24 protein-coding genes are annotated in these 21,969 nt (G+C 63.3%); 9 read left to right on the top strand and 15 right to left on the bottom strand.

Annotation, left to right across the window (positions count from 1 at the left end; translation table 11 throughout):
* Nucleotides 1-4: 4 nt before the first annotated feature.
* On the bottom strand, nt 5-676 hold the full coding sequence (locus tag PVA39_RS07005) for a tRNA-(ms[2]io[6]A)-hydroxylase (RefSeq protein WP_013791336.1): 672 nt from the start codon (nt 674-676) through the stop codon (nt 5-7).
* A 197-nt stretch (nt 677-873) separates the two neighbouring features.
* Here PVA39_RS07005 and PVA39_RS07000 point away from each other — a divergent pair, with 197 nt between their 5' ends.
* On the top strand, nt 874-1,737 hold the full coding sequence (locus PVA39_RS07000) for a universal stress protein (protein WP_274123479.1): 864 nt from the start codon (nt 874-876) through the stop codon (nt 1,735-1,737).
* On the opposite strand, the gene PVA39_RS06995 is transcribed toward PVA39_RS07000, so the two are convergent.
* The gene (locus PVA39_RS06995) at nt 1,738-1,971 is read right to left on the bottom strand and encodes a DUF3820 family protein (protein WP_013791334.1); all 234 of its coding nucleotides are present in this window, start codon (nt 1,969-1,971) and stop codon (nt 1,738-1,740) included. It lies immediately after the preceding gene.
* A 114-nt stretch (nt 1,972-2,085) separates the two neighbouring features.
* On the opposite strand from PVA39_RS06995, the gene PVA39_RS06990 reads away from it, so the two are divergent.
* Entirely contained in the window at nt 2,086-2,454 is a 369-nt protein-coding gene (locus PVA39_RS06990; protein ID WP_147175882.1) for a glutaredoxin family protein, read from the top strand.
* Nucleotides 2,455-2,568: 114 nt separating this feature from the next.
* Here PVA39_RS06990 and PVA39_RS06985 read toward each other — a convergent pair whose 3' ends face one another.
* From PVA39_RS06985 to cadR, 3 genes are all read right to left on the bottom strand, one after another.
* Nucleotides 2,569-3,075 carry a cupredoxin domain-containing protein gene (locus PVA39_RS06985; RefSeq protein WP_274123478.1) on the bottom strand — a complete coding sequence of 169 codons (507 nt, stop codon included), beginning with the start codon at nt 3,073-3,075 and terminating at the stop codon, nt 2,569-2,571.
* A 55-nt stretch (nt 3,076-3,130) separates the two neighbouring features.
* Nucleotides 3,131-3,499, bottom strand: a complete 369-nt coding sequence (locus PVA39_RS06980) for a hypothetical protein (RefSeq protein WP_274123477.1) — start codon at nt 3,497-3,499, stop codon at nt 3,131-3,133.
* A gap of 89 nt (nt 3,500-3,588) precedes the next feature.
* Nucleotides 3,589-4,035, bottom strand: a complete 447-nt coding sequence (cadR, locus tag PVA39_RS06975) for a Cd(II)/Pb(II)-responsive transcriptional regulator (RefSeq protein ID WP_274123476.1) — start codon at nt 4,033-4,035, stop codon at nt 3,589-3,591.
* A gap of 417 nt (nt 4,036-4,452) precedes the next feature.
* On the opposite strand from cadR, the gene PVA39_RS06970 reads away from it, so the two are divergent.
* Nucleotides 4,453-6,564, top strand: a complete 2,112-nt coding sequence (locus tag PVA39_RS06970) for a heavy metal translocating P-type ATPase (protein ID WP_274123802.1) — start codon at nt 4,453-4,455, stop codon at nt 6,562-6,564.
* Nucleotides 6,565-6,730: 166 nt separating this feature from the next.
* Here PVA39_RS06970 and PVA39_RS06965 read toward each other — a convergent pair whose 3' ends face one another.
* Both PVA39_RS06965 and PVA39_RS06960 read right to left on the bottom strand, forming a co-directional pair.
* Nucleotides 6,731-7,333, bottom strand: coding sequence for a glutathione S-transferase family protein (locus PVA39_RS06965; RefSeq protein WP_274123475.1), 603 nt, complete (start codon nt 7,331-7,333; stop codon nt 6,731-6,733).
* A 22-nt stretch (nt 7,334-7,355) separates the two neighbouring features.
* Nucleotides 7,356-8,522, bottom strand: coding sequence for an aminotransferase-like domain-containing protein (locus PVA39_RS06960; RefSeq protein WP_274123474.1), 1,167 nt, complete (start codon nt 8,520-8,522; stop codon nt 7,356-7,358).
* An 80-nt stretch (nt 8,523-8,602) separates the two neighbouring features.
* Between PVA39_RS06960 and PVA39_RS06955 the strand changes: the two genes are divergently transcribed.
* The 3 genes from PVA39_RS06955 (at nt 8,603) to PVA39_RS06945 (ending at nt 10,956) form a co-directional block, all read left to right on the top strand.
* Nucleotides 8,603-9,049: a MarR family winged helix-turn-helix transcriptional regulator gene (locus PVA39_RS06955; protein ID WP_093505004.1), complete on the top strand. Its 447-nt coding sequence runs from the start codon at nt 8,603-8,605 to the stop codon at nt 9,047-9,049.
* 96 nt (nt 9,050-9,145) lie between these two features.
* On the top strand, nt 9,146-9,760 hold the full coding sequence (locus PVA39_RS06950) for a LysE family translocator (protein WP_274123473.1): 615 nt from the start codon (nt 9,146-9,148) through the stop codon (nt 9,758-9,760).
* Nucleotides 9,760-10,956, top strand: a complete 1,197-nt coding sequence (locus PVA39_RS06945; protein WP_274123472.1) for a benzoate/H(+) symporter BenE family transporter — start codon at nt 9,760-9,762, stop codon at nt 10,954-10,956. The genes PVA39_RS06950 and PVA39_RS06945 overlap by 1 nt, the downstream gene beginning before the upstream one ends.
* A 142-nt stretch (nt 10,957-11,098) precedes the next feature.
* On the opposite strand, the gene PVA39_RS06940 is transcribed toward PVA39_RS06945, so the two are convergent.
* Entirely contained in the window at nt 11,099-12,004 is a 906-nt protein-coding gene (locus PVA39_RS06940; RefSeq protein ID WP_274123471.1) for a bile acid:sodium symporter family protein, read from the bottom strand.
* 183 nt (nt 12,005-12,187) lie between these two features.
* Between PVA39_RS06940 and PVA39_RS06935 the strand changes: the two genes are divergently transcribed.
* The 3 genes from PVA39_RS06935 (at nt 12,188) to PVA39_RS06925 (ending at nt 15,549) form a co-directional block, all read left to right on the top strand.
* Complete coding sequence (locus PVA39_RS06935; protein ID WP_274123470.1) at nt 12,188-13,192, top strand: NADP-dependent oxidoreductase; 1,005 nt, start codon at nt 12,188-12,190, stop codon at nt 13,190-13,192.
* A gap of 186 nt (nt 13,193-13,378) precedes the next feature.
* Nucleotides 13,379-13,783 (top strand): hypothetical protein, encoded by a 405-nt coding sequence (locus PVA39_RS06930; RefSeq protein ID WP_274123469.1) that lies wholly within the window; start codon nt 13,379-13,381, stop codon nt 13,781-13,783.
* 629 nt (nt 13,784-14,412) lie between these two features.
* Entirely contained in the window at nt 14,413-15,549 is a 1,137-nt protein-coding gene (locus tag PVA39_RS06925; protein WP_274123468.1) for a mechanosensitive ion channel family protein, read from the top strand.
* An 11-nt stretch (nt 15,550-15,560) separates the two neighbouring features.
* Here the strand turns inward: PVA39_RS06925 and PVA39_RS06920 are convergent, their stop codons facing one another.
* The 7 genes from PVA39_RS06920 to PVA39_RS06890 are packed head-to-tail and all read right to left on the bottom strand — an operon-like array spanning nt 15,561 to nt 21,828.
* The gene (locus PVA39_RS06920) at nt 15,561-15,941 is read right to left on the bottom strand and encodes a hypothetical protein (protein ID WP_274123467.1); all 381 of its coding nucleotides are present in this window, start codon (nt 15,939-15,941) and stop codon (nt 15,561-15,563) included.
* A gap of 44 nt (nt 15,942-15,985) precedes the next feature.
* The gene (locus PVA39_RS06915) at nt 15,986-17,338 is read right to left on the bottom strand and encodes an OprD family porin (protein ID WP_274123466.1); all 1,353 of its coding nucleotides are present in this window, start codon (nt 17,336-17,338) and stop codon (nt 15,986-15,988) included.
* A gap of 2 nt (nt 17,339-17,340) precedes the next feature.
* On the bottom strand, nt 17,341-18,549 hold the full coding sequence (locus PVA39_RS06910) for an MFS transporter (protein ID WP_274123463.1): 1,209 nt from the start codon (nt 18,547-18,549) through the stop codon (nt 17,341-17,343).
* A gap of 24 nt (nt 18,550-18,573) precedes the next feature.
* Nucleotides 18,574-19,011, bottom strand: coding sequence for a pseudoazurin (locus PVA39_RS06905; RefSeq protein ID WP_274123461.1), 438 nt, complete (start codon nt 19,009-19,011; stop codon nt 18,574-18,576).
* A 14-nt stretch (nt 19,012-19,025) separates the two neighbouring features.
* A complete protein-coding gene (locus tag PVA39_RS06900; RefSeq protein WP_274123459.1) occupies nt 19,026-19,793 on the bottom strand; it encodes an ABC transporter ATP-binding protein in 768 nt (255 codons plus the stop codon).
* Complete coding sequence (locus tag PVA39_RS06895; protein ID WP_274123458.1) at nt 19,790-20,824, bottom strand: FecCD family ABC transporter permease; 1,035 nt, start codon at nt 20,822-20,824, stop codon at nt 19,790-19,792. The genes PVA39_RS06900 and PVA39_RS06895 overlap by 4 nt, the downstream gene beginning before the upstream one ends.
* Nucleotides 20,821-21,828, bottom strand: a complete 1,008-nt coding sequence (locus tag PVA39_RS06890) for an ABC transporter substrate-binding protein (RefSeq protein WP_274123457.1) — start codon at nt 21,826-21,828, stop codon at nt 20,821-20,823. Before PVA39_RS06890 ends, PVA39_RS06895 begins: the two co-directional genes overlap by 4 nt.
* Between the last annotated feature and the right edge of the window lie 141 nt (nt 21,829-21,969).

Below are 21,969 nucleotides of genomic sequence, written 5' to 3'. Positions count from 1 at the left end.
TCGCCTACGCCTGCGGCACGCCGCTGTGGAAGCGAAACTCGCTGTCGGGCGACTCGATCAGTTCCTGTTCCACCGCCCTCACCCGCTCGATCACCTGTTCGACGTCGGCGGCATCGCCGTACTGGTAAGCCAGTTTCAGGTAGCCCTGAAAATGCCGGGCCTCGCTTTTCAGCAGGCCGTAGTAGAACTTGCCCAGCTCTTCGTCCAGGTGCGGGACGATCGCCTCGAAGCGCTCGCAACTGCGCGCCTCGATGAAGGCACCGACCACCAGGGTATCGACCAGTTTCTGCGGCTCATGATTACGCGTCACCTTGCGCAGGCCCGAGGCGTAGCGCGCGGCGGAGACCGGGCGCAGGCCGATCTTGCGGCGTTTCATGATGCGCAGCACCTGTTCGTGGTGCACCAGTTCCTCACGGGCCAGGCGCGACATCATGTTGATCAGATCGACATGGCAGCTGTACTTGGCCATCAGGCTCAGCGCCGTACTGGCCGCCTTGAATTCGCAGTTCTTGTGGTCGATCAGCATGATGTCCTGATTGGCCAGCGCGGCTTCGACCCAGGCCTGGGGCGTGCGGCAGCCGAGGAACTCATGGATTTCCGGCAGGCTCGGCGTGGCACTACGGCGGCCGGTAGCGGGTGACTGATCTGAAACTGTGACGGGAGATGACACGTGCATGGCCCATGAGCAACGAAAGGAGAAAAGCCCGAAACGCCTGCCCACCAGGAGGCGGCACAGGCAGCGCCAGACATCAAGCCGGCCATTATAAGGCCGCCGACGGCAACCACCAGCCGCCGGGTTTGATACCGATCAAGAACTTGCTGCGAAAGCACCCTCTATATTGATAACCACCGCCGCACGCAGAGGAACACGCCATGCAAGCCATCCGCAGCATTCTCGTGGTCATCGAGCCGGAACATGCCGACACCCTGGCGCTCAAGCGCGCCAAACTGATCGCCGGGGTCACGCAATCCCACTTGCATCTGCTGATCTGCGACGAGTCGGTGGATCACAGCGGGCATCTGCGTCAGCTAGGCAACGCGCTGCAGCAGGATGGTTACAGTGTCAGCGCCCAGCAGGCCTGGCGCGGCAGCCTGCACGACACCATCGCCCATGTCCAGCAGACCGAAGGTTGTGGCCTGGTGATCAAGCAGCATCGCCCTGACAATCCCCTCAAGAAAGCGCTGCTGACGCCCGATGACTGGAAGCTGCTGCGCTATTGCCCCTGCCCGGTGCTACTGGTGAAAACCCTGACGCCCTGGAGCGGCGGCACTGTGCTGGCGGCAGTCGACGTTGGCAACATCGACGGCGAGCACCGCGCGCTGCACACCCTGATCATCGAGCACGGCTACGACATCGCCAAGCTGGCCAAGGCCGAGCTGCACGTGCTCAGCGCCCACCCATCGCCCATGCTGACCGCCGCGGACCCGACCTTTCAGTTGCGCGATACCGTGGAGGAGCGCTATCGCCAGGAATGCCAGGTGTTTCAGAACACCTACGATATCGATGATCAGCACCTGCATATCGCCGAGGGCCCAGCCGATGTGCTGATCCCACAGCTCGCCCACGAGCTGCACGCGGCCGTGACGGTGATCGGCACGGTAGCGCGCACCGGCTTCAGCGGCGCGCTGATCGGCAACACCGCCGAGGTGATTCTCGACACGCTGGAAAGTGACGTGCTGGTGCTCAAGCCCGACAGCATCGTCGAGCACCTCGAACAGCGCCTCGGCGAAAGCTGATCAGCCCCGCGGCGGCTGGCGTGGTTTGCTGCGCAGAGGGTCGAGCAGCGCCGATAGGCCGTTGTGGTCGATCTCCTGCATCAAGGCCAACAACTGGCCGATCTCGCCTTTCGGAAAGCCTTCCCGGGCGAACCAGTTGAGGTAGTGGCCCGGCAGGTCGGCAATCAGCCGCCCCTTGTACTTGCCGAAGGGCATCTCGCGGCTCACCAACAATTTCAGGTCTTCGGGTTTCATCACATCGGCCGTGAGGATCAACTGGGCGCAACATTATGCCGCAAGCGCTTCCCGGTTGGGCCGCTGGCTCAACTCGGGTAAGCTGCGCGCCGTTCACATCTGCAGGTACTCATCATGATTATCAAGGCACTGCGCCTGGGCCTCGGCCAACTGATCGTCCTCGGCGACCTCGCCACCCGACCGGCCAAGAAGAAACGCGCGCCCGAAGCGCAGGCAGCAGTCGAACAAGCTGCCGGCAACCTGGCGCTGTATCAGTTCAAGGCCTGCCCGTTCTGCGTGAAGATTCGCCGCAAACTGCATGCCCTCAACGTGCCCGTAGCGCTGCGCGATGCCAAGAACGATGCCGCAGCCCGTAGCGAGCTGGAAAGCCAGGGTGGCAAGATCCAGGTACCTTGCTTGCGCATCGAAGAAAACGGCCAGAGCACCTGGCTGTACGAATCCAAGGCCATTGCAGCCTATCTGGAACAGCGCTTCGCAGCGTGACCCTGTAGCCCGGCGTAGAGCGAAGCGAAACCCGGGGAAGACCCGCAAGCGTCGCGGCAAAATTGATCGGAAAGACAAAGGCGCAGCCGGAAGCGCTCCGGCTGCGCCATGTTTTCACTGCGTGACAGCGACCTTACCGACCATGCCGGCCTGGTAATGCCCGGCAATCAGGCAGCCGAAGTCGAAGGTGCCGGCGCGGTCGAACGTCCAGATCACCTCGCCCTCCTCACCCGGCTGCACGTGCAGCATGTCCATGCCGGTATGCGCCATTTTCGGCTGCTGCAAGATCATGGCAGCGTGCTCGTCCAGTTGCGCCTTGTCGCCCAGCACGAACTCGTGCAGCAGTTGCCCATCGTTGTGCAGCACCAGCCGCACCGTCTCACCAGCCTTGACCTCCAGCCGATCCGGCACGAAACGCATCTGGTCGTTCATGCGGATATGCACCGTGCGTGTGGCCTTGGCGGGATCGCCCGGCATGCCCCAGGGCTTCTGCTCCGCGCTGGCGCTGCCATGCTCGGCGCCATGGGCATGGCCGGCAGCATGATCCTGTTCAGCGGCGTTGGCCGACAGTGAAATGGTGATCGCGAGCGCCAGGGCGCTCAGCAGGGTTGTCATCTGCATCGTATTTACCTCGTCAATAGATAGGGGCGCGCGCGGCGCCTGTTTTCTCGTTGGGCTAGCCGACGAGCTGACGAGGAGGACGATCCGGTGTGTCGGCGATATGGCCGCTGAAGCGAGGAAAAGCCATGGCAAGCGGTTGGTCGAGCGGTAACGCAGCCGGGGCAAGGACAGCCGGCGGCAACGCGAGCACACCGACGCAGAACGCGCAGAGGCTGCAGTTGAGGTGGCCGGCTAGCTTGCCGCTGTGGGCGTGGTCCGAGTGACTGCACGCGTCGGCGCAGTCGGCCATTGTGTGCGAAGCGTAACCGTGCCCACCTGCCTGCGTCGCCATGACCGCCTGCATGCCGAGCGCGGCGATACCCTGCATGGGCAACGCCAGCATCAGCATGCAGAGCAGCAACAAGCGCAGCGGGCGGTACGCCATCACAGGTAAGTCCATGGCAAGTGGAATGAGCCGATTATGCGTTGGTTTTCGCCGCGACAACAGCGCACTGACAAGCCTGCCTATTTGCATCAATGCCGATGCGCCCGGCCGACATGAGAAACATCTTTCTCGGCGTGCAGCGTATCGCTGGTACTGAGTTGCCGGATGATCTCGCACGGCGATGATTGCTGATCCGCCAGGCAACTGTTGCGCAGCTCGACCAGTTGCTCCTGCAGCGACTGCAGGCTGGCGATTCGCGCGTTGACATGCTCGATATGCTCGTCGATCAGCGTGTTGATGGCTTCGCAGTTTTCTGCCGGACGGCCGCGCAGGCTGAGCAGCTCACGAATCTCGTCGAGCGTCATGTCCAGGGTGCGGCAATTGCGGATGAAGGTCAGCCGCTCGACGTGCTCCGGCAGGTAAAGGCGGTAATTGCCTTCGCTACGCAGGGGTGCGGGCAGCAATCCTTCACGCTCGTAATAGCGGATGGTTTCCACCTGGCAGCCAGTCACCGTCGCCAATTCACCAATTTTCATGATCACCTTCTCCCAGTGCTTGACCCTATAGTGGCTACAGGGTGTTCACTCTGCAACAGGATAGCTGGAAGAGCCCCCATGTCGAATTGTTGTGATCATGACCATGCCCCGAAACCTGCACACCCTCAGGCGACCTGCTGCGCGAGCGATACGACGCCGTCCTGCTGCACGCCAGGCAGCCCGTTGGTCGCGGGAATCAGCAAGCCAGCCGGCAGCCAGGCGGATCCCGCCCCTGAAAGCAGTGCACTGCGTATCGAACAGATGTGCTGCCCGACCGAGGAGAGCCTGATTCGCGGCAAGCTGCAGCCCATGTCCGAGGTGCACGGCCTGCAGTTCAATCTGCTCAACCGCAGCCTTGTCGTCGGACATCAGGCCGGCGCCGCGCCGCAGGTGATCGCGGCGATCGCCAGCCTGGGCATGCAGGTGCTCCCCCTGGCCGCCGAGACCCGCGTGCGTATCGAGCAGATGGACTGCCCGACCGAGGAACGCCTGATCAGCGACAAGCTGGCCCGCCAGCCCGGCATCGAGGCGCTGCAGTTCAACCTCATGCAGCGGGTGCTGACCATTCGCCACCGCCCGGACGCCCTGGAGCCCGCCCTGCTGGCGATCCGCGAGCTCGGCTTCACCCCGCAACTCGAAGGCGAAGGTCAGGCCGCGCCCGCCGAGCCTGTGGCCAGCGGCTTGCCGTGGCGGCTGATAGGTGCCGGCGTGGCCGCCTTCATCGCCGAACTGGTGCACTTCACCGACAGCGCGCCGGAGTGGGTGGTCGCACTGATCGCCCTGGGCGCCATCCTCACAGCTGGGCTCGACGTCTACAAGAAGGGCTGGATCGCCCTGAAGAATTTCAACCTGAACATCAATGCGCTGATGAGCATCGCCGTGACCGGCGCCGTGCTGATCGGGCAGTGGCCCGAGGCGGCCATGGTCATGGTGCTGTTCGCCATCGCCGAGCGGATCGAGGCGAAATCCCTGGATCGCGCGCGCAACGCGATTCGCGGCCTGATGGCCCTGACCCCGGAACAGGCGACGGTGCGCCAGGCCGACGGCAGCTGGCAGGCGCTCGACGTCGCCCAGGTGGCCATAGGCAGCGTGATACGGGTGCGCCCCGGTGAGCGCATCGGCCTGGACGGCCAGGTGCTCGACGGGCATTCGACGGTGGACCAGTCGCCAATCACCGGGGAAAGCCTGCCCATCGAGAAAACCGTGGGCGATACCCTGTTCGCCGGCACCATCAACCAGGGCGGTGCACTGGAATACCAGGTCAGCGCGGCGGCCAGCAACAGCGCCCTGTCACGCATCATCAAGGCCGTCGAGGAGGCCCAGGGCGCACGCGCACCGACGCAGCGCTTCGTCGACCGTTTCGCGCGCATCTACACGCCGCTGGTGTTCCTGCTCTCCCTGGCGGTGGCCGTGGTGCCGCCATTGTTGCTGGGTGGCAGCTGGTTCGATTGGGTATATCGCGCCCTGGTTCTATTGGTCGTCGCCTGCCCCTGTGCGCTGGTAATTTCCACGCCGGTCAGCATCGTCAGCGGCCTCGCAGCAGCGGCGCGCAAGGGCATTCTGGTCAAGGGCGGCGTGTATCTGGAAAACGGACGGCACATCACGCACTTGGCGCTGGACAAGACCGGCACCCTCACCCATGGCAAGCCGGTGCAGACCGACTATCAGGCGCTGGGTGAGGATGCGGCCGGTTACCACACGCTCGCCGCCAGCCTGGCTGCGCGCTCCGACCACCCAGTTTCCCTGGCGGTGGCCAATGCGGCTCGGCAACAGGGTATCGAACTGCTCGAGGTACAGGCATTCGAAGCCCTGGCCGGGCGCGGCGTACGGGGCATGATCGATGGCCAGCGCTACCAGTTGGGCAACCATCGCCTGCTCGAGGAGCTGGGCCTGTGTTCGGCGGCGCTCGAAACCCGGCTCGACGAACTTGAGCGTCAGGGCAAGACGGTGATCGTGCTCAGCGACGAAGCCCGCCCCCTGGCCCTGTTCGCCGTCGCCGACACCTTGAAGGACAGCAGCCGCGAGGCCATCGCCAGCCTCCACGCCATGGGCGTCAAGACCGTCATGCTCACCGGCGACAACCAGCACACCGCCCAGGCCATCGCCGCCCAGGTCGGCATCGACGAGGCCCGCGGCGACCTGCTACCCACCGACAAACTGGCAACCGTGGAGGCCCTGCTCGCACAGAAAGGCGTGGTGGCCATGGTCGGTGACGGCATCAACGATGCCCCGGCCCTGGCCCGCGCCGATGTCGGTTTCGCCATGGCCGCGATCGGCACCGACACGGCCATCGAAACCGCCGACGTGGCGATCATGGACGATGACCTGCGCAAGATCCCGGCGTTCATCCGTCTTTCTCAGCAGACCGCGGCGATCCTCAAGCAGAACATCCTGCTGGCCCTGGGCATCAAAGCGGTCTTCCTGGCCATGACCGTCACCGGCCACGCCACCATGTGGATGGCGGTGTTCGCCGATGTCGGCGTGAGCCTGCTGGTGGTGTTCAACGGATTGCGGCTGCTGCGAAAGTAGCAGCCCCCTTACCTAATCCACGTTTCCATTGTGGGAGGGCGCCATGCGCCCGATTCGCGGGCATGGACTGGGCGTCCCCGCCCGCTTCCACAGGATAGTGTCCGCTGCGAGGCCGCTCAAAACGCAGGATGGGCAATGGGTTGCCCCCCATCCTCCGCAAAGCCAATCAGCCCAGCATGGTCACGTGTTTCGGGTGGCTGGCGATGCGATCCAGCCAGGCATTGATGGCCGGATAAGCGCTGAGATCGAAGCCGCCCTCGTGAGCCACATGGGTGTAGGCGTACAGGGCGATGTCGGCGATGGTGTAGCGATCGCCAACCAGATACGGCGTCTGCTGCAGCTGTCGCTCCATCACCCGCAGCGCCTTGTGGCCGCGAACCTGGCAGACCTTGTATTCCTCTTGGCGCTCGGCGGGCATGCCCTGATACAACTGAATGAACCGCGCCACCGCCACATAGGGCTCATGGCTGTACTGCTCGAAGAACTGCCACTGCAGCACCTGGGTACGCAGGCGTGGCTCGGTCTCGAGGAATTCGCTGCCATCGGCGAGGAAGTTGAGGATGGCGTTGGACTCCCACAGACAGGTGCCGTCTTCCAGTTCGAGCACCGGGATCTTGCCGTTGGGGTTCTTGGCCAGAAACTCGGGCCGCTGGGTATCGCCATTGAGAATATCGATAGGCACCCACTCGAACGGCTTGCCCAGTAGGCTGAGCATCAGCTTGACCTTGTAGCAGTTGCCAGAACGGTAATCGCCATACACCTTGTACATGTTCATCCCCCTTTGCCGATAATCACGCCGCGTCCGCGGCCAATCCCTGACGCACCACGCCAGCCATACGGCGTAGCCCTTCACCCAGGCGTTCCGGTGCCACATGGCTGAAGTTCAACCGCAGGTAGCCGGGCTCGCGATCCGGGTCGATGAAGAACGGCTCACCCGGCATGAACGCCACGTTCTGCGCCAGCGCTGCATCGAGTAGCAGGCGCGTGTCCTGGGGCTGCTTGAGCTTCAACCAGAAGAACAGGCCACCCTGAGGAACCTGCCACTCGGCCAGCTCACTGAAGTGTTCGACGAGCGCCGCCTGCATCGCATCACGGCGCAGGCGATAAAAATCTCGCAACTCGGCCAGGTGCGCGCGGTATTGCTCGGTGCCCAGCCATTGCAGCGCCTGCCATTGGCCGACGCGGTTGGTGTGCAGGTCCGCCGATTGTTTGAGGCGCAGCAGATGGGGAAACAGGTCCGGCGTCGCGATCAGGTAACCGACACGCAACCCGGGCAGCAGCGTCTTGGAAACCGTGCCGGTGTAGATCCAGCTGGCCTTGCGCAGGCGGCTGACGATGGGCGTGGCACTGCCAGCATCGAACACCAGCTCACGGTACGGCTCATCTTCGATCAGCGTGACCTGGTAGCGATCCAGCAGAGCTGCCACGGCGTCGCGCTTGGCTTCGCTGTAGCGCACGGCACTGGGATTCTGGAAGGTTGGAATCAGGTAGGCGAACGCCGGGCGCTGGCGCTCCAGCTGCGCTTCGAGCGCTTGCAGCTGCGGGCCGTCGGCCTCCTGGGGTACGGCCACGCAGTCGGCGCCGAACAGCTGAAACGCCTGCAGGGCCGCCAGATAGGTTGGCGCTTCGAGCAGCACCTTGGTGCCCGGATCGATGAACAGCTTGCTGGCCAGGTCCAGGGTTTGCTGCGAGCCACTGACGATCAGCACCTGGCTGGCCTCGCAGGGCACACCCAGCAAGCGGGCCTCGGCAGCGATGGCTTCGCGCAGTGCCGGCTCACCTTCACTCATGCCGTATTGCCCCATGCTGGTGGGCATCTGCGACCAGTCGAGCACCGGCAGCATTTCCTCGGCCGGCAGGCCGCCGGCGAACGACATCACTTCCGGGCGCTGGGCGGCCGCGAGGATTTCGCGAATCAGGGAGCTTTTCAGGCGGGTGATGCGTTCGGAGAAGGCCATGGGGTCACCAGATGATAATTCATGGAAACTAGGTCAAACTGCTTGACCGAAAGTACGACGCCCGAGATATATACGTCAACATGATTGACCTTAAAAATTCAGCCGATCAGCAAACCGCGATGGAAGCCTTCTTCTTCGGCTACCAAGCGTTCACCGCCAAGGCCGACGAAATGCTCGCCCGCCGCGGCCTGTCGCGGGTGCATCAGCGCATCCTGTTCTTCATCGCCCGACATCCGGGGCTGAGTGTCAGCGAGCTACTCGGTTACCTGGGGGTGAGCAAACAGGCGCTGAGCATCCCGCTGCGCCAGCTGATGGAAATGCACCTGACCCAGAGCGTCACCGCCGAGGATGACAAGCGCAAACGCCTGCTCGGCCTGACCGCCGAGGGTGCCAAGCTGGAGCGTGCGCTACGCCGCGAGCAGGTCAAGCTGCTGCAGCGCGCCTTCGACGAAAGCGGCAAACACGCAGTGGATGGGTGGCTGGCAGTGAACAAGGCGCTCAGCGGTACAGGTCACGCTGCCGAGTGATGTGAGCGCAACTGTACGGTTATTTATCGCGAGGGCTGTACGGCGACGAGCTGGGCCAATGCCCTTATCGTCGTCGCTCAATCAGGAGAACCTGTAATGACAACGGAACTGCTACTCGCCTTCGTCGCCTTCGCTTTCGTCACCTCGATCACGCCAGGCCCCAACAACATGATGCTGCTCGCCTCCGGGGTGAACTTCGGGTTGCGCCGCAACCTGCCGCACATGCTGGGCATCAGCCTTGACTTCATGGTGCTGATCATCTGCGTGGGGCTCGGCCTGGGTCAGCTGTTCGAGCAGCTTCCGGTGCTGTACACCTTGCTGCGTTACCTGGGCGCCGCCTACCTGCTCTACCTGGCCTGGAAAATCGCCCGCTCCGGCGCGCCGGACAGCACCGGTGGCGAACGCGGCAAACCCTTCACGTTTCTGCAGGCTGCGGCGTTCCAGTGGGTCAACCCCAAGGCGTGGGTCATGGCCATCGGCGCCATCGCCACCTACACCCCGCAAGAGAATTTCCTGGTCAACGTGCTGCTGATCGCTGCCCTCTTCGCCGTGGTCGGCGGGCCCTGCGTAGGCCTGTGGACGGTGGCTGGCAGCCTGCTGCGCAACTGGCTGCGCAATGCCACGGTGCTGCGCGTCTTCAATGTCGGCATGGCCGTGCTGCTGGTGATCTCGCTGTACCCGATTCTCGCCGACCTCAAAGGAGTGCTGTAATGCTCGAGAGCAGCCAACCGCGCCTGCGCCCGCTGGCCGATACCTCCACCGCTGCCGTGGTGGCCGGCTTCATCGGCATGCTCACTGGCTATACCAGCTCCCTGGTGCTGATGTTCCAGGCAGGCCAGGCAGCCGGGCTGAGCAGCGGGCAGATTTCCTCGTGGATCTGGGCGCTGTCGATCGGCATGGCGGTGACCTGCATCGGCCTGTCACTGCGCTACCGCGCCCCGGTGATGGTCGCCTGGTCGACGCCTGGAGCGGCGCTGCTGATCACCAGCCTGCCCGGCGTGCCGTACAGTGAAGCGATCGGCGCCTACATCGTTTGCTCGGCACTGATTCTGGTCTGCGGCCTGACCGGCAGTTTCGACCGCATCATGCGCCGCATCCCTGGTTCCATCGCTGCGGCGCTGCTGGCCGGCGTGCTGTTCAAGATCGCCCTGGAAATCTGCGTGGCCGCCGAGCAACAACCGCTGCTGGTGATCGCCATGCTGTTCACCTATCTGCTGGGCAAGCGCCTGCAGCCGCGTTACGCCGTGCTCGGTGCGCTGGTGGTCGGCTGCGTGCTGGCCGGCGCGCTGGGGCTGCTGAACTTTTCCCAGTTCGAGCTGCAACTGGCGACCCCTGAGTGGACCACGCCGAGCTTCTCCATCGCCGCGGCGATCAGCATTGGCATTCCGCTGTTCATCGTCGCCATGGCCTCGCAGAACCTGCCGGGCATGGCCGTACTGCGCGCCAACGGCTACGACGTACCGGCCTCGCCGCTGCTCAACACCACCAGCCTGGTATCGATCCTGATGGCGCCCTTCGGCTCCCACGGCATCCACATGGCGGCCATCAGCGCGGCGATCTGCGCCGGCCCGGAAGCCCACGAAGATCCGCGCAAACGTTATACCGCCGCGGTTTGGTGTGGGATTTTCTACGGGATCGCCGGGCTATTCGGCGCCACCCTCGCCGCCCTGTTCGCCGCCCTGCCGAAGGCGCTGATTCTTTCGGTGGCGGCGCTCGCGCTGTTCGCTTCGATCATCGGCGGCCTGACCCAGGCCATGGGCGAGCCAAGGGAACGCGAAGCGGCGCTGATCACCTTTCTGGTCACCGCGTCGGGCATGACGCTGTTCGGCGTCGGCTCAGCGTTCTGGGGCATCGTCGCCGGGTTGCTGACGCTGGTGCTGCTCAATGCGGGGAAGCGCACGGCCTGACGCAATTGATATTTGGCGATCTCGGCCATTCGCGATTTTGTGAGCGGGATCGGGCGATGTTCCGCTTTAACCCCGATTGTGTCTGCTAGACGTAAAGAACTCGCGGCTAAAGCCGCTCCCACGAGGTCGCAGGACATTCGCTTCAGCCTCTACGGGTCACATCCTCGCCCTCGGCCTTTAACTGCTTGCCATGCGCCGCATTCACCCACCAGCCGAAGGCTGCGGCGGTAAAGAACATGATGATGCTGTAAAGCGCCGCCGGAATCGCCATGGTGCTGTTGTTGAGCAGCACCGGGCTGAGCGCCAGGGCGATGGCCAGGGTGCCGTTGTGGATGCCGATTTCCATACCGATGGCGATGGCCTGGCGCAGGCTCAGCTTGAGCAGGCGCGGCACTAAATAGCCGACCGCCAAGCTCATCAGGTTGAAGGCCAGGGCCGCTGCGCCGACTACCGGCGCGTAGTCGAGCACCGTCTGCCAGTCCTTGACCAGCGCCAGCACGATGATCAGCAGCAGGAACAGCGCCGAGACGATCTTCACCGGGTTTTCCATGCGCATCGCGAAGCCGGGGAAGCGGCTGCGCAGAAACATGCCGATGGCCACCGGCCCCAGCACGATGGCGAACACCTGCACCACCTTGGCGAACTGCAAGGGAATGGCCTGATCGCCCTCCATGAAATAGGCCAGCGACAGGTTGACGATAAAGGGCATGGTCAGCACCGCAACCACCGAATTCACTGCCGTGAGAGTGATGTTCAGCGCCACGTCGCCGTGGGCCAGGTGGCTGTAGAGGTTGGCCGAGGTGCCGCCGGGCGAGGCTGCCAGCAGCATCATGCCCACCGCCAGAGCCGGCGCTAGGCCGAACGCCTGAACCATGAAGAAGCAGGCCACCGGCAACAGCAACAGCTGGCAGAACAGGCCGACCAGCACCGGCTTGGGGTACTTCACCACGCGGGTGAAGTCCGCCAGGGTCAGCGACAGGCCCAACCCAAGCATGATGATGCCCAGCGCCAGGGGGAGAAACACACTCAGCAAAGGACTTGCAGTCATCGCTACCTCGATGTGGTCAGACTTCCGTGATCGTGATCCACACTGTAGCGGGCTATCGACGCCTTGCTGGCGGGCGATGACCCCATCAGTTCAATGGATCGGCAAACATTCGGCCACTGCGACATGCTTGTCCATCGCAGGCATGAGGATTATCACCACAGCTTATTTCAACGGAGGCTCTCCATGTCCACTCAGCTCAACCGTCAGTTCCTGCTCGCCAAACGCCCCAGCGGCATGGTCGGCCGCGACACCTTCGATTACGTGGAAAAACCGGTCGGCGAACCGGCCAATGGACAGATTCTGGTCAAGAACCTCTACCTGTCGCTGGACCCGGCCATGCGCGGCTGGATGAACGAAGGCAAGTCCTATATCGCGCCGGTGGGCCTGGGCGAAGTAATGCGCGCCCTGGGCGTGGGTGAAGTCGTCGCCTCCAACCATCCGGATTACAAAGTCGGCGATCACGTCAATGGCGCCCTTGGCGTGCAGGACTTTTTCCTCGGTGAGCCACGCGGTTTCTACAAGGTCGATCCCAAGCGCGCGCCGCTGCCGGTGTATCTGTCGGCCCTCGGCATGACCGGCATGACCGCCTATTTCGCACTGCTCGATGTCGGCGCGCCGAAAGCCGGCGACACCGTGGTGCTGTCTGGTGCGGCCGGCGCGGTGGGCAGCATCGCCGGGCAGATCGCCAAGCTCAAGGGCTGCCGGGTGATCGGCATCGCTGGCGGCAAGGAAAAATGCGCCTACCTGACTGACGAACTGGGCTTCGATGGGGCCATCGATTACAAGAGCGAAGACCTCTGCGAAGCGCTCAAACGCGAATGCCCCAAGGGCGTCGACGTGTACTTCGACAACGTTGGCGGTGAAACCCTGGATGCGGTGCTGGGTCGCCTGGCGCCCAAGGCACGCATCGTCATTTGCGGCGCGATCAGCCAGTACAACAACAAGGATGCGGTCAAGGGTCCGGCCAACTACCTGTCGCTGCTGGTCAACCGCGCACGCATGGAGGGCTTCGTGGTCATGGATCACGCCGCCAACTTCGCCAGCGCAGCAGCGGAAATCGGCGGCTGGCTGGCCGAAGGCAAGATCAAGTCCAAAGAGCATATCGTCGAAGGCCTGGAAACCTTCCCGGAAACTCTGCTCAAGCTGTTCAAGGGCGAGAACTTCGGCAAGCTGGTACTCAAGGTCTGAGGCTAACCGGGCGGCCTTTGGGCCGCCCATTGCGCTCCTCTGGCGACAAATTATCGCCGCCATTCAATTGCCAGCACACAAAGATGGCCACTCGCCATTAAATTGCTTGAGCGCGCCTGACTGTTCGGTTAGTTTCGCCGCCATGCAGCCCGCCGAGGCTGAACGCCTTGATGTGCCGGAGCCAGGATGGAACTGATCTTCACTGCCACAACACTTGCCATGGTCGGCGCGATCTACTTCGTGTTCCAGCATCTGCGCAGCCCTTCGGCACAATGTCGCAAGCAGATCAGTGACTGGCTGGCACGCTTCGAAGCGGCGTCTCAAATCGAGCAACACGAGATGGCCGAAGTGCTGCTGCGCCAATCGGCCGAACTGGCATCGCAGATGGGGGTGGAGGTCTATCTCGATGAGCTGCTGGAAGGTGGCGACCCCGTCGAGTTGATCCGCACCTGGCAGGCGCAACTGCCCATCGCCATCCCTTCCCACGCGCTACCCAAGACGCCCGCGCGCACCATCGGCGCTCTGCTGCTGATTCGCGACGTGCAGCCAGAAAGCTTTCGTGAGTTATTAGGCCAGGCTGTCGCCGCCTGAGCGACTGCGACAGGTGCGCTAGGGTCCGTACGAAAGGTCTCCGAGCGAAGGTCAGGCGAGGCAAAAATCGGTGAGAAACGGACTGGGCTCGCATTCGAGTTTACGAGCTGTAAATCAGCAGTACTCGCTTTGCTCGCCCTTCGGGCCGCGCTAAAACACGTTAGCCGCAAGCGGCTTCCGACTGGGCTGGCACTCCAGCCGATTTTTAACGAAGCATCACCGAGCGCAGGTACTTTTCGTACAAAGCCTAGAAGCTGCGCATAAGGATGATCGGCAAGGCAGTGAACAACAGCGTAACCACGAACAGAATCAGCAGCAGATCAAGGCTATAGAAGGTCACGTCATTCTCCAGGCGGACAGGCTTGGTGCCCGCATCAGGGTTACCCACGCCGCATCGATTGCGGCGACAGAGGCCTGTGATCACTGCCCGGTCGCACACATCGTCATGGCAGCGCGCGCCTTCAGATCACCCGCATACATTAGCTCAGCGGCCGGCCAATAACTTGCCGGCGTGCGACAGGCTGCCGCACGCAAGCGACCAACCTGCCCCTTCCATCAGGCCATTGACCTGAACTTCTGCGTCCTGAGGCCTACAGAAAACTGTATTGGTTTTTTCGGGGGACGCATCAATGGAACAGTGGAACATCTGGCTCGAGCGCGATCTGTGGCTCGGCGTGGGCATCGTATTGGTCGCCACCACAGTGATCTATACCATCCTGCGCGCCGTGGTCGGCATCCTGCACAAGCGCCTGACCACCTGGCCCAAAGGCCAGGACGGCAACTGGCAACACTTCGTCGCGGTGGTGATCGGCCGTACCAGTCGCGTTCTGCTCCTGGCCTTCTCGCTGCTGCTCGCCCTGCGTTTGCCGGATTTGCCCGGTAGCTGGCAGGCTGCACTGAGCCACACCTGGTTCGTCGCCCTGGCCCTGCAGATCGCTCTGTGGGTGGATACCGGCGTGCGCCTGTGGTCACGCAGCCTGGTGGTCGGCAAACATGGCGGCAGCGGCTATAACCCGGTGATGACCACCATCATCAGCATCATGGTGCTGATCGTCGTGTGGTCGGTGATGCTGCTGTCGATTCTCGCCAATCTGGGTGTGGACATCACTGCGCTGGTGGCCAGTCTCGGCGTCGGCGGTATCGCCGTGGCGCTGGCGGTGCAGACAGTGCTGGGTGATGTATTCGCCTCGCTGTCCATTGGTGTAGACAAGCCATTCGAGATCGGCGACTTCGTGGTGTTCGGCGAGGTGGCCGGCAGCATCGAGCATATCGGCCTGAAGACCACGCGCATCCGCAGCCTCAGCGGCGAGCAGGTGGTCTGCGCCAACGCCGACCTGCTGCGCCAGATCGTGCACAACTACAAGCGCATGGACACCCGGCGCATCGTGTTCAAGTTCGGCATCAGCTACGACACGCCGAGCGACAAGGTGCGCCAGGTGTCGGAACGGGTCGGCGAGATCATCCGCGCCACGCCGAAAACCACCTTCGACCGCGCGCATTTTCTGGGCTTCGACGAGAGTCAGCTGACCTTCGAGGTGGTGTATATCGTGCAGAGTTCGGACTACAACCAGTACATGGACATTCAGCAGGAGATCAACCTGCAGCTGCTCGACGCGCTACGGGAGCTGGATGTGCGCTTCGCACTGCCACGCCGCGACTTGCGCCTGGTCGGCGAGCGCATGCCGATGCTTAAAGTTGCAGGTGTGCCGCACCAGGCCGAGCACGATGCAGACGATCAGGACCAGCGCCTGCCGCGTTTCAGCTGATGGCCCTGGAGTCAGCGGCAACCGTTCAGGCGGTTGCAGTTGACCCGGTCGCGCTCACCCTGGGAGCTGGACAACCGACTGACCACGTTCCAGCCGATGCGCCGGCTGGAACCGAACCACACCTCGCCGTCGGCACTTACCCCGGTGAAGATCTGCAAGCGACCATAGGTGGTGCTGGTCTGCACCCAGCTCAGCCCGCTGATCACGTCGAAGCCGCGCATCAGCGTATCGCTGCCCTGCTGGCGCATGCCGTAGTGATTGCCGAAACGATCCGAGCAGTTGAGCAGCGTTGCGCTGCGGGTACAGCGCATGGCGTCACCTGGCAGCGTAAAGGCAGCCTGTGCCGATAGGGTCAGGCAGCATAATAATACGGCGGCGAACAGGCGTGGCATGGAGTTATTCCTTCGCATAGCAGGCGAAAAGCCTGGCGGCTCGTTCAGAATCGGCCAGTCAGTGGGTATTCGACCGCCAGGCGTAGTTGATCCGTATCCCCCTCGGCCTGGGCAGCATTGCCACGGTGCACGCTCTGCCGAAGCTGCACATTGAGGCCCTTGAAGGTGCCGGACTGCACCACGTAGCGCAGATTGAGGTCGCGCTCCCAGTGCTTGCCGCCGTCGCCATAACCCAACCAGGCGTAGCTGCCGTTCGGGTCCACATCGCTGCCATCAATGCCGCTGCCACGTACATAGGCGGCTCCAGCGCTGAGCCCGGGAATGCCCATACCGGCCATGTCGTAGGTATAAGCCAGTTGCCAGGATTGTTCATTGGGTGCGTTGAAGTCGGATAACTGGACGGCGTTGCCCAACCAGATGGCGCCGCGCGTTACGTAATCGAAGGGGCTGTCGCCATCGACTTTCTGATAGCCCAGCGCGATCTTGTGAAAACCCTCGCTATAGCTGAGCAACAAGCTGCCAGTGGTGTTGGAGACGCGCCCCGCCAGTGCCTGGCCGATGTCGTTGCTGCGGTATAGATTGAGATCGGCGCTCAGCGCTCGCTTGTCACCCAGCGCATGGACGTAGTTGACGCCCAGATAGCCCGTACGCCAACTGTCTTCCAATTCGCCGCCATAGAGGCTCAGTGATAACGCCGGCACGCCTGTGTAGGTGCCGCCCACGAAACTGAACGAATTACCCAATGGCTTGCTGGGATTTGCGTAGTTGATGATCAAAGGATTGTTGTTGCTGCGCGAATTGCGATCCGCCGAGCCGGTGAAGTGCCCACCGGTCAGCACCAGATCATCGATCTCGCGGCTGTCGAGGAACCAGCCAGTATGGGTTTCCGGCAACAGGCGGCTGTCGGACGAAGAAAAGATCGGCGTCTTGACCCGCTGCTCGCCGTAGCGCAACCAGGTCGATGACAACCGCGCCTTGACTGCAGCACCGCCGCGAGCAACCTCATTCTGGTCGTAACCCTCATTGTCCACCGGCATATGGCGCATCTTTCCGGCACGCCCACCGCCACCATCGAGCTTCTGCGCAACATATAGGTGACCATCGAGTCCGAAACCGACGACGCCCTGGGTAAACCCGGACTTCACCTCGCCCTGCATGCCATAGCCCCACTCCTCGGCGTAACCGTTACGCGCATCGCGCGGCTTGTAAGCGTTACGTGCACCGTTGCTGCGTCCACCATTTCGATAATCGCGATTCTCGTACACGGTACGGTTGACCATGCTCCAGGTGGCGTCGCCGATGAAACCGCTGCTCTTGGCTTGCTCGTCGGCGGCGAACGCTGGTGGAGACACGCAGCATGCCGTCAATGCCAGAAGCCCCAGAGATGATCTGTTCACGATTACTCCTTGATTGAACGCATATGCAAAAAGAGACTGAATGCGGCGGCCAGGCCGATACCCAGCAACATCCACCACAAGAGCTGCGGTGGCGCCTGGTCGGCCGGCAGAAAGCGGCCGATCAGCACGTTGCTGACCAGCGCGACCAGACCGCCTACCCCAGCGAAGAAGCCGTAATAAGCAGCCAGTTGGCCACGCTTGGCGTAATGGGGCACATGGGCCGACAGCAGCGGCAACACCAGCAGGCTGCCAAGGCTGAACACCACGGCCATCACCTGCACCGCCAACTGCGCGCCTAGCAGGCTGACCAGCGGCTCGGCCAACAGGCCGTAGCTGGCTGCCATCAGCGCCAGTCCAGCGCCCATCCCCTGCCCTTCGCTCAGCCAACGCTGGCGCAGGGTGCTGACCGGCATTTGCAGCAACACGCCGACCAGTGCGGTGATCACGAACACCTGGGTGATCCACTCCTGGCCGCCGCCATAGGCGTGGCTGTATGCCGGCACAGCCAGGTACAACGGGTGAAACAGCAAGGGATAGGCGGCCGCCAGCAAGGCGAAGCGCAGAAAGGGCCACTGCTGGAGCATGTCCAGACACTGGCGCAGCATGGTCACCGGCTCTTCGCCCGATACCAGATCTTTGAGCGGCAGGAAGCGCCATTGCACCAGGGTCATCACCGCAAAAAGCGCTGCCGCTATGCTGCCGGTCACCGAAAAATCGACGCTGATGAACAACAGACCTGCCAACGGCCCCAGCAGCATGCCGGCGGTACTGGCCATGTTGTGCAGGGCGAACGCCTGCTTGCGCAGCTGGGCATCCTGGCACTCATCGGCCAGATAGGCCTGAGCACAGGGCGTGAACAACGCCCCGGCAAAACCGCTCAGGCAGGCGGCCAGCAGCAACACCGTGAGGCTTTCGGAGAAGCCGAATACCGCGAAACCGACGCAACGCACACCGCAGCCGATCAGAATGGCGCGCCGGTAGCCAATCCGGTCACCCAGCAGGCCACCGAGCAGAAACAATCCCTGCTGGCTGAACACCCGAATGCCCAGCACCAGGCCCACGGCCCAGCCGGCCAGCCCGAGGTTCTCGCTCAGGTGCCCGGCCAGATAGGGGATCAGCATGTAGAAGCCAAAATTGAACGTCAGCCCGTTGAGGATTAGTACGCGAGCAGCAGGAGATAGTGAGCTCAGGGTGGTCAGAACACGGCGCATCAGGACACGACACTCTTGAAATAATTAGTACGCCGAACTCGCCCGCTCGACGATCTGCTCGAAACGCTGCCTGGCACGCGCAGGCAAGGATGTAGGAATCTGCACATCGCCAACCGGCAACTCGCCGACCTGAATCAGCATCACCATGCCCATCGCCAGGTGCGGAATGCACTGGATGCCATAGAAGCCCGGCACGTCGAACTTCACCTCGATTTCTTCGTTGATCCTGCCCTTGAACGGCTCGGCGCCATCGGGCAGAAAACCAAGCACGCTGGCGGCATTGTGGCTTGGCTGAGTGGCAATGAACTTCACTGTGTCGCCCGGCGCGATGGCCAGATAATCCGGCTCGTAGACCATGGCCCTACTGGCGCCACGGTTGAGCATTTTCACTTCGTGCACCTCGGCCAGGGCCGCAGTGCAGAACAGGGTGGCCAGCAAAACGGCGGCGTAGCGAATGGGCATGGCAGTCGTCCTTGTCAGGCCGGATAGAAGCGCAGGATGCGAGCGCCGTCGTCCGGGTCGGTCAGGTAGCGGGCGCGCACGCCAAAAGTGTCGCGCAGGCGTTCGGTGGTCAGCACCTCATCGGGTTCGCCCAGTGCCACCAGTCGGCCACGTTCCATGACCCCTAGGCGGTCGCATTCCAGGGCCTGGTTGAGGTCATGTAGGGCGATCAGCGTGGTGACCGGCAGCGCCCGCACCAGGTTGAGAATCGACAGTTGGTGCTGAATGTCCAGATGGTTGGTCGGCTCGTCGAGCAGCAGGATCTGCGGCTGCTGGGCCAGCGCCCGGGCGATATGCACACGCTGGCGCTCGCCGCCGGACAGGGTGCTCCAGGCATGCTCGTGCATGTGGGCCATGTCCACGTCGTCCAGAGCCTGCATGACGATGCGCTCGTCACTGGCGGACCACGGCTGCAGCGCCGATAACCAGGGCGTGCGCCCAAGCTCGACGGCATCGCGCACCGTCACCGCGTCACTGGTGTCGGCCTGCTGCTCGACGAAAGCCAGTTGCCGGGCCACGTCGCGGCGGCTGAGGCTCGCCATCGGTTTTCCATTGAGCCGAACCTGGCCACTGCCTGGCGCACGAATGCCGGAAAGCAGCTTGAGCAGGGTCGATTTGCCCGAACCGTTGGGCCCGATCAGCCCCAGGGTTTCGCCCTGACGAATCTGCAGATCGACGCCGGCCACGATCGCCCGGCCCTTCACCGACCAGCCAAGGTCGCTGCATTGCAACACGGTGCTCATCGTACCCGCCTCCCGCGCACCAGAATCACCGCGAATGCCGGTGCACCGACCAGCGCGGTGACCACCCCAATGGGCAGCACCTGGCCCTTGATCGCCGTGCGCGACAGCACATCGGCGGCGATCAGGAACACCGCGCCGATCAGCGCTGAAACCGGCACCAACCGGCCATGCCGCGCCCCTACCAGCAGCCGCGCTGCGTGGGGAATCACCAGGCCGACGAAGCCGATGGAGCCGACGATCGACACCATCACCGCGGTAACCAGTGCGGTACAGGCGATCAACGTAGCCTGCACACGACGCACCGGCACGCCCAGCGAAGCCGCCGACTCGGCGCCAAAGGTAAAGGCATCCAGCGCCCGCGTGTGCCAGGCGACCAGCAGAACCCCGGCCAGGGCCATCGGCACGGCCAGCAGCACATCCTGCCAGTCGACCCCGCTCAGGTTGCCGAGCAGCCAGAACATGATGCCGCGAGCCTGCTCGGCGCTGGCCGACTTGGTGATCAGAAACGAGGTCAGCGCGTTGAACAGTTGGGAGCCGGCGATGCCGGCAAGAATGATCTGCGCACTGCCGCTGATCGCACCGCCGCCCGCCGCCCGGGCCAGCAGCGCGACCAACGCGAAGGCGGCGATCGCGCCGAGAAAGGCGCCCATGGACAACGACAGCATGCCGGCGCCCAAGCCGAGCAAGGCCACGGAGACCGCGCCGGTGGACGCGCCAGCAGAAATGCCCAGCAGATAGGGGTCGGCCAGCGGGTTGCGCAACAGCGCTTGCAGCACCACCCCGGACACCGCCAGCCCGGCCCCGCAGCTGGCAGCGACCAGGGCGCGGGTCAGGCGGTAATTCCAGACGATGCCTTCATCAATCGGGTCGAGCACGAAGCCCGCCGCGAACAGTTTGTTGGCCAGCACCTGAAACACCACCGAGGGCGCAATGCGGGTTTCGCCCAGGGCGACTCCGGCGATCACCGCCACCCCCAGGAGCAGCAGGCAGGCGATGGTCAGCAGGAACAGGCGGGAACTACGTGCGATCATTGGAATTCGTCAACGGCCTTGGCGAGGGTTTCGATGCCGCTGATCATGCGCAGCGAGGCCTGCATGCCATCGGCGTCGATGATCACGATGCGCCCGTTCTTGACGGCGTCCATGTGCTTGGCGACCGGGTCGTTGCGCAGGAATTCGAGCTTCTTTTCCACGTCGTCGGCAGGAAAGCGTCGACGGTCCATGCGCGCCAGCACCAGCACCGTGGGGTTGGCCTTGGCCAGGGTTTCCCAGCCGACGCTCGGCCACTCCTCGCTGGACTCGACCACGTTGCGCAGCCCCAAGGACTTCATCATGTAGTCGGCCACGCCCTTCTGGCCGGCCACGTACGGGTCCAGATCCATGTCCGGGCTGGAGAACCAGAACAGTGCGGAAATATCCTTGGCCTGGTGCTGCTCCGCGCCGGCCACCGCCGCGGCCAGGCGCTTCTGCAGGTCGGCGACCAGGGCGTCGCCCTTGTCCTGCACGTCGAAGATCTGCGCCAGCTGACTGATGCTCTTGTAAAGGCTGTCGATCTGGAACGGCTGCAGGCGGGTGCCGTCAGCGCCGACCAGGTTGTCCTTGCCTTCGCAGTCGGTCGGCATGATGTAGGTGGGAATGTTCAGGTCGTGAAACTGCTTGCGCGTACCCACCACGCCCTGCTCGCCCACCATCCACTCGAACTGCACCGCAACCAAGCCTGGGCGCTTGTTGATCACCGACTCGAAGCTCGGATCGTTGTCGGCCAGACGCGGCACCTTGGCATTCTGCGCTTCGAATTCGGGCAGCACGTGGCTGAACCACAGCGAAGTGCCGGCCAGGCGCTCGCCCAGGCCCAGGGAGTAAAGGATTTCGGTGCCTGCCTGGCCGATGGTCACGGCGTTGCCGGGGCTTTTCGCGAACGTCAGCGACTGGCCGCAGTTTTCCAGAGTGAGCGGGTACTGGGTCGGGCCGGCGGCATGGGCGATGGAAGACAGCGCCAGGGCGGCGCCAATGACGGCAAGGCGTGACACGAACATGCGGGTGATCTCCTAATCGACAAATACGCATGACGGCAGTGCGTAGGCTGGAGAACACATCACGCTGCGCGGCCATGGCCGCACCTGTCCCTTGCGGGAAGTGATCACGGATGCCCCTCCCGGACACCCCGCCGGTGGTTC

Source organism: Pseudomonas sp. CNPSo 3701, assembly GCF_028674975.1.
Classification (GTDB): domain Bacteria; phylum Pseudomonadota; class Gammaproteobacteria; order Pseudomonadales; family Pseudomonadaceae; genus Aquipseudomonas; species Aquipseudomonas straminea.
This window is presented reverse-complemented; position numbering and strand designations above follow the sequence as displayed.

Coding starts and splice junctions, on each gene's coding strand:
- PVA39_RS07005 (WP_013791336.1), bottom strand. CDS start 676: ATGCACGTGTCATCTCCCGTCACAGTTTCAGATCAGTCACCCGCTACC.
- PVA39_RS07000 (WP_274123479.1), top strand. CDS start 874: ATGCAAGCCATCCGCAGCATTCTCGTGGTCATCGAGCCGGAACATGCC.
- PVA39_RS06995 (WP_013791334.1), bottom strand. CDS start 1,971: ATGAAACCCGAAGACCTGAAATTGTTGGTGAGCCGCGAGATGCCCTTC.
- PVA39_RS06990 (WP_147175882.1), top strand. CDS start 2,086: ATGATTATCAAGGCACTGCGCCTGGGCCTCGGCCAACTGATCGTCCTC.
- PVA39_RS06985 (WP_274123478.1), bottom strand. CDS start 3,075: ATGCAGATGACAACCCTGCTGAGCGCCCTGGCGCTCGCGATCACCATT.
- PVA39_RS06980 (WP_274123477.1), bottom strand. CDS start 3,499: ATGGCGTACCGCCCGCTGCGCTTGTTGCTGCTCTGCATGCTGATGCTG.
- cadR (WP_274123476.1), bottom strand. CDS start 4,035: ATGAAAATTGGTGAATTGGCGACGGTGACTGGCTGCCAGGTGGAAACC.
- PVA39_RS06970 (WP_274123802.1), top strand. CDS start 4,453: ATGCAGGTGCTCCCCCTGGCCGCCGAGACCCGCGTGCGTATCGAGCAG.
- PVA39_RS06965 (WP_274123475.1), bottom strand. CDS start 7,333: ATGTACAAGGTGTATGGCGATTACCGTTCTGGCAACTGCTACAAGGTC.
- PVA39_RS06960 (WP_274123474.1), bottom strand. CDS start 8,522: ATGGCCTTCTCCGAACGCATCACCCGCCTGAAAAGCTCCCTGATTCGC.
- PVA39_RS06955 (WP_093505004.1), top strand. CDS start 8,603: ATGATTGACCTTAAAAATTCAGCCGATCAGCAAACCGCGATGGAAGCC.
- PVA39_RS06950 (WP_274123473.1), top strand. CDS start 9,146: ATGACAACGGAACTGCTACTCGCCTTCGTCGCCTTCGCTTTCGTCACC.
- PVA39_RS06945 (WP_274123472.1), top strand. CDS start 9,760: ATGCTCGAGAGCAGCCAACCGCGCCTGCGCCCGCTGGCCGATACCTCC.
- PVA39_RS06940 (WP_274123471.1), bottom strand. CDS start 12,004: ATGACTGCAAGTCCTTTGCTGAGTGTGTTTCTCCCCCTGGCGCTGGGC.
- PVA39_RS06935 (WP_274123470.1), top strand. CDS start 12,188: ATGTCCACTCAGCTCAACCGTCAGTTCCTGCTCGCCAAACGCCCCAGC.
- PVA39_RS06930 (WP_274123469.1), top strand. CDS start 13,379: ATGGAACTGATCTTCACTGCCACAACACTTGCCATGGTCGGCGCGATC.
- PVA39_RS06925 (WP_274123468.1), top strand. CDS start 14,413: ATGGAACAGTGGAACATCTGGCTCGAGCGCGATCTGTGGCTCGGCGTG.
- PVA39_RS06920 (WP_274123467.1), bottom strand. CDS start 15,941: ATGCCACGCCTGTTCGCCGCCGTATTATTATGCTGCCTGACCCTATCG.
- PVA39_RS06910 (WP_274123463.1), bottom strand. CDS start 18,549: ATGCGCCGTGTTCTGACCACCCTGAGCTCACTATCTCCTGCTGCTCGC.
- PVA39_RS06905 (WP_274123461.1), bottom strand. CDS start 19,011: ATGCCCATTCGCTACGCCGCCGTTTTGCTGGCCACCCTGTTCTGCACT.
- PVA39_RS06900 (WP_274123459.1), bottom strand. CDS start 19,793: ATGAGCACCGTGTTGCAATGCAGCGACCTTGGCTGGTCGGTGAAGGGC.
- PVA39_RS06895 (WP_274123458.1), bottom strand. CDS start 20,824: ATGATCGCACGTAGTTCCCGCCTGTTCCTGCTGACCATCGCCTGCCTG.
- PVA39_RS06890 (WP_274123457.1), bottom strand. CDS start 21,828: ATGTTCGTGTCACGCCTTGCCGTCATTGGCGCCGCCCTGGCGCTGTCT.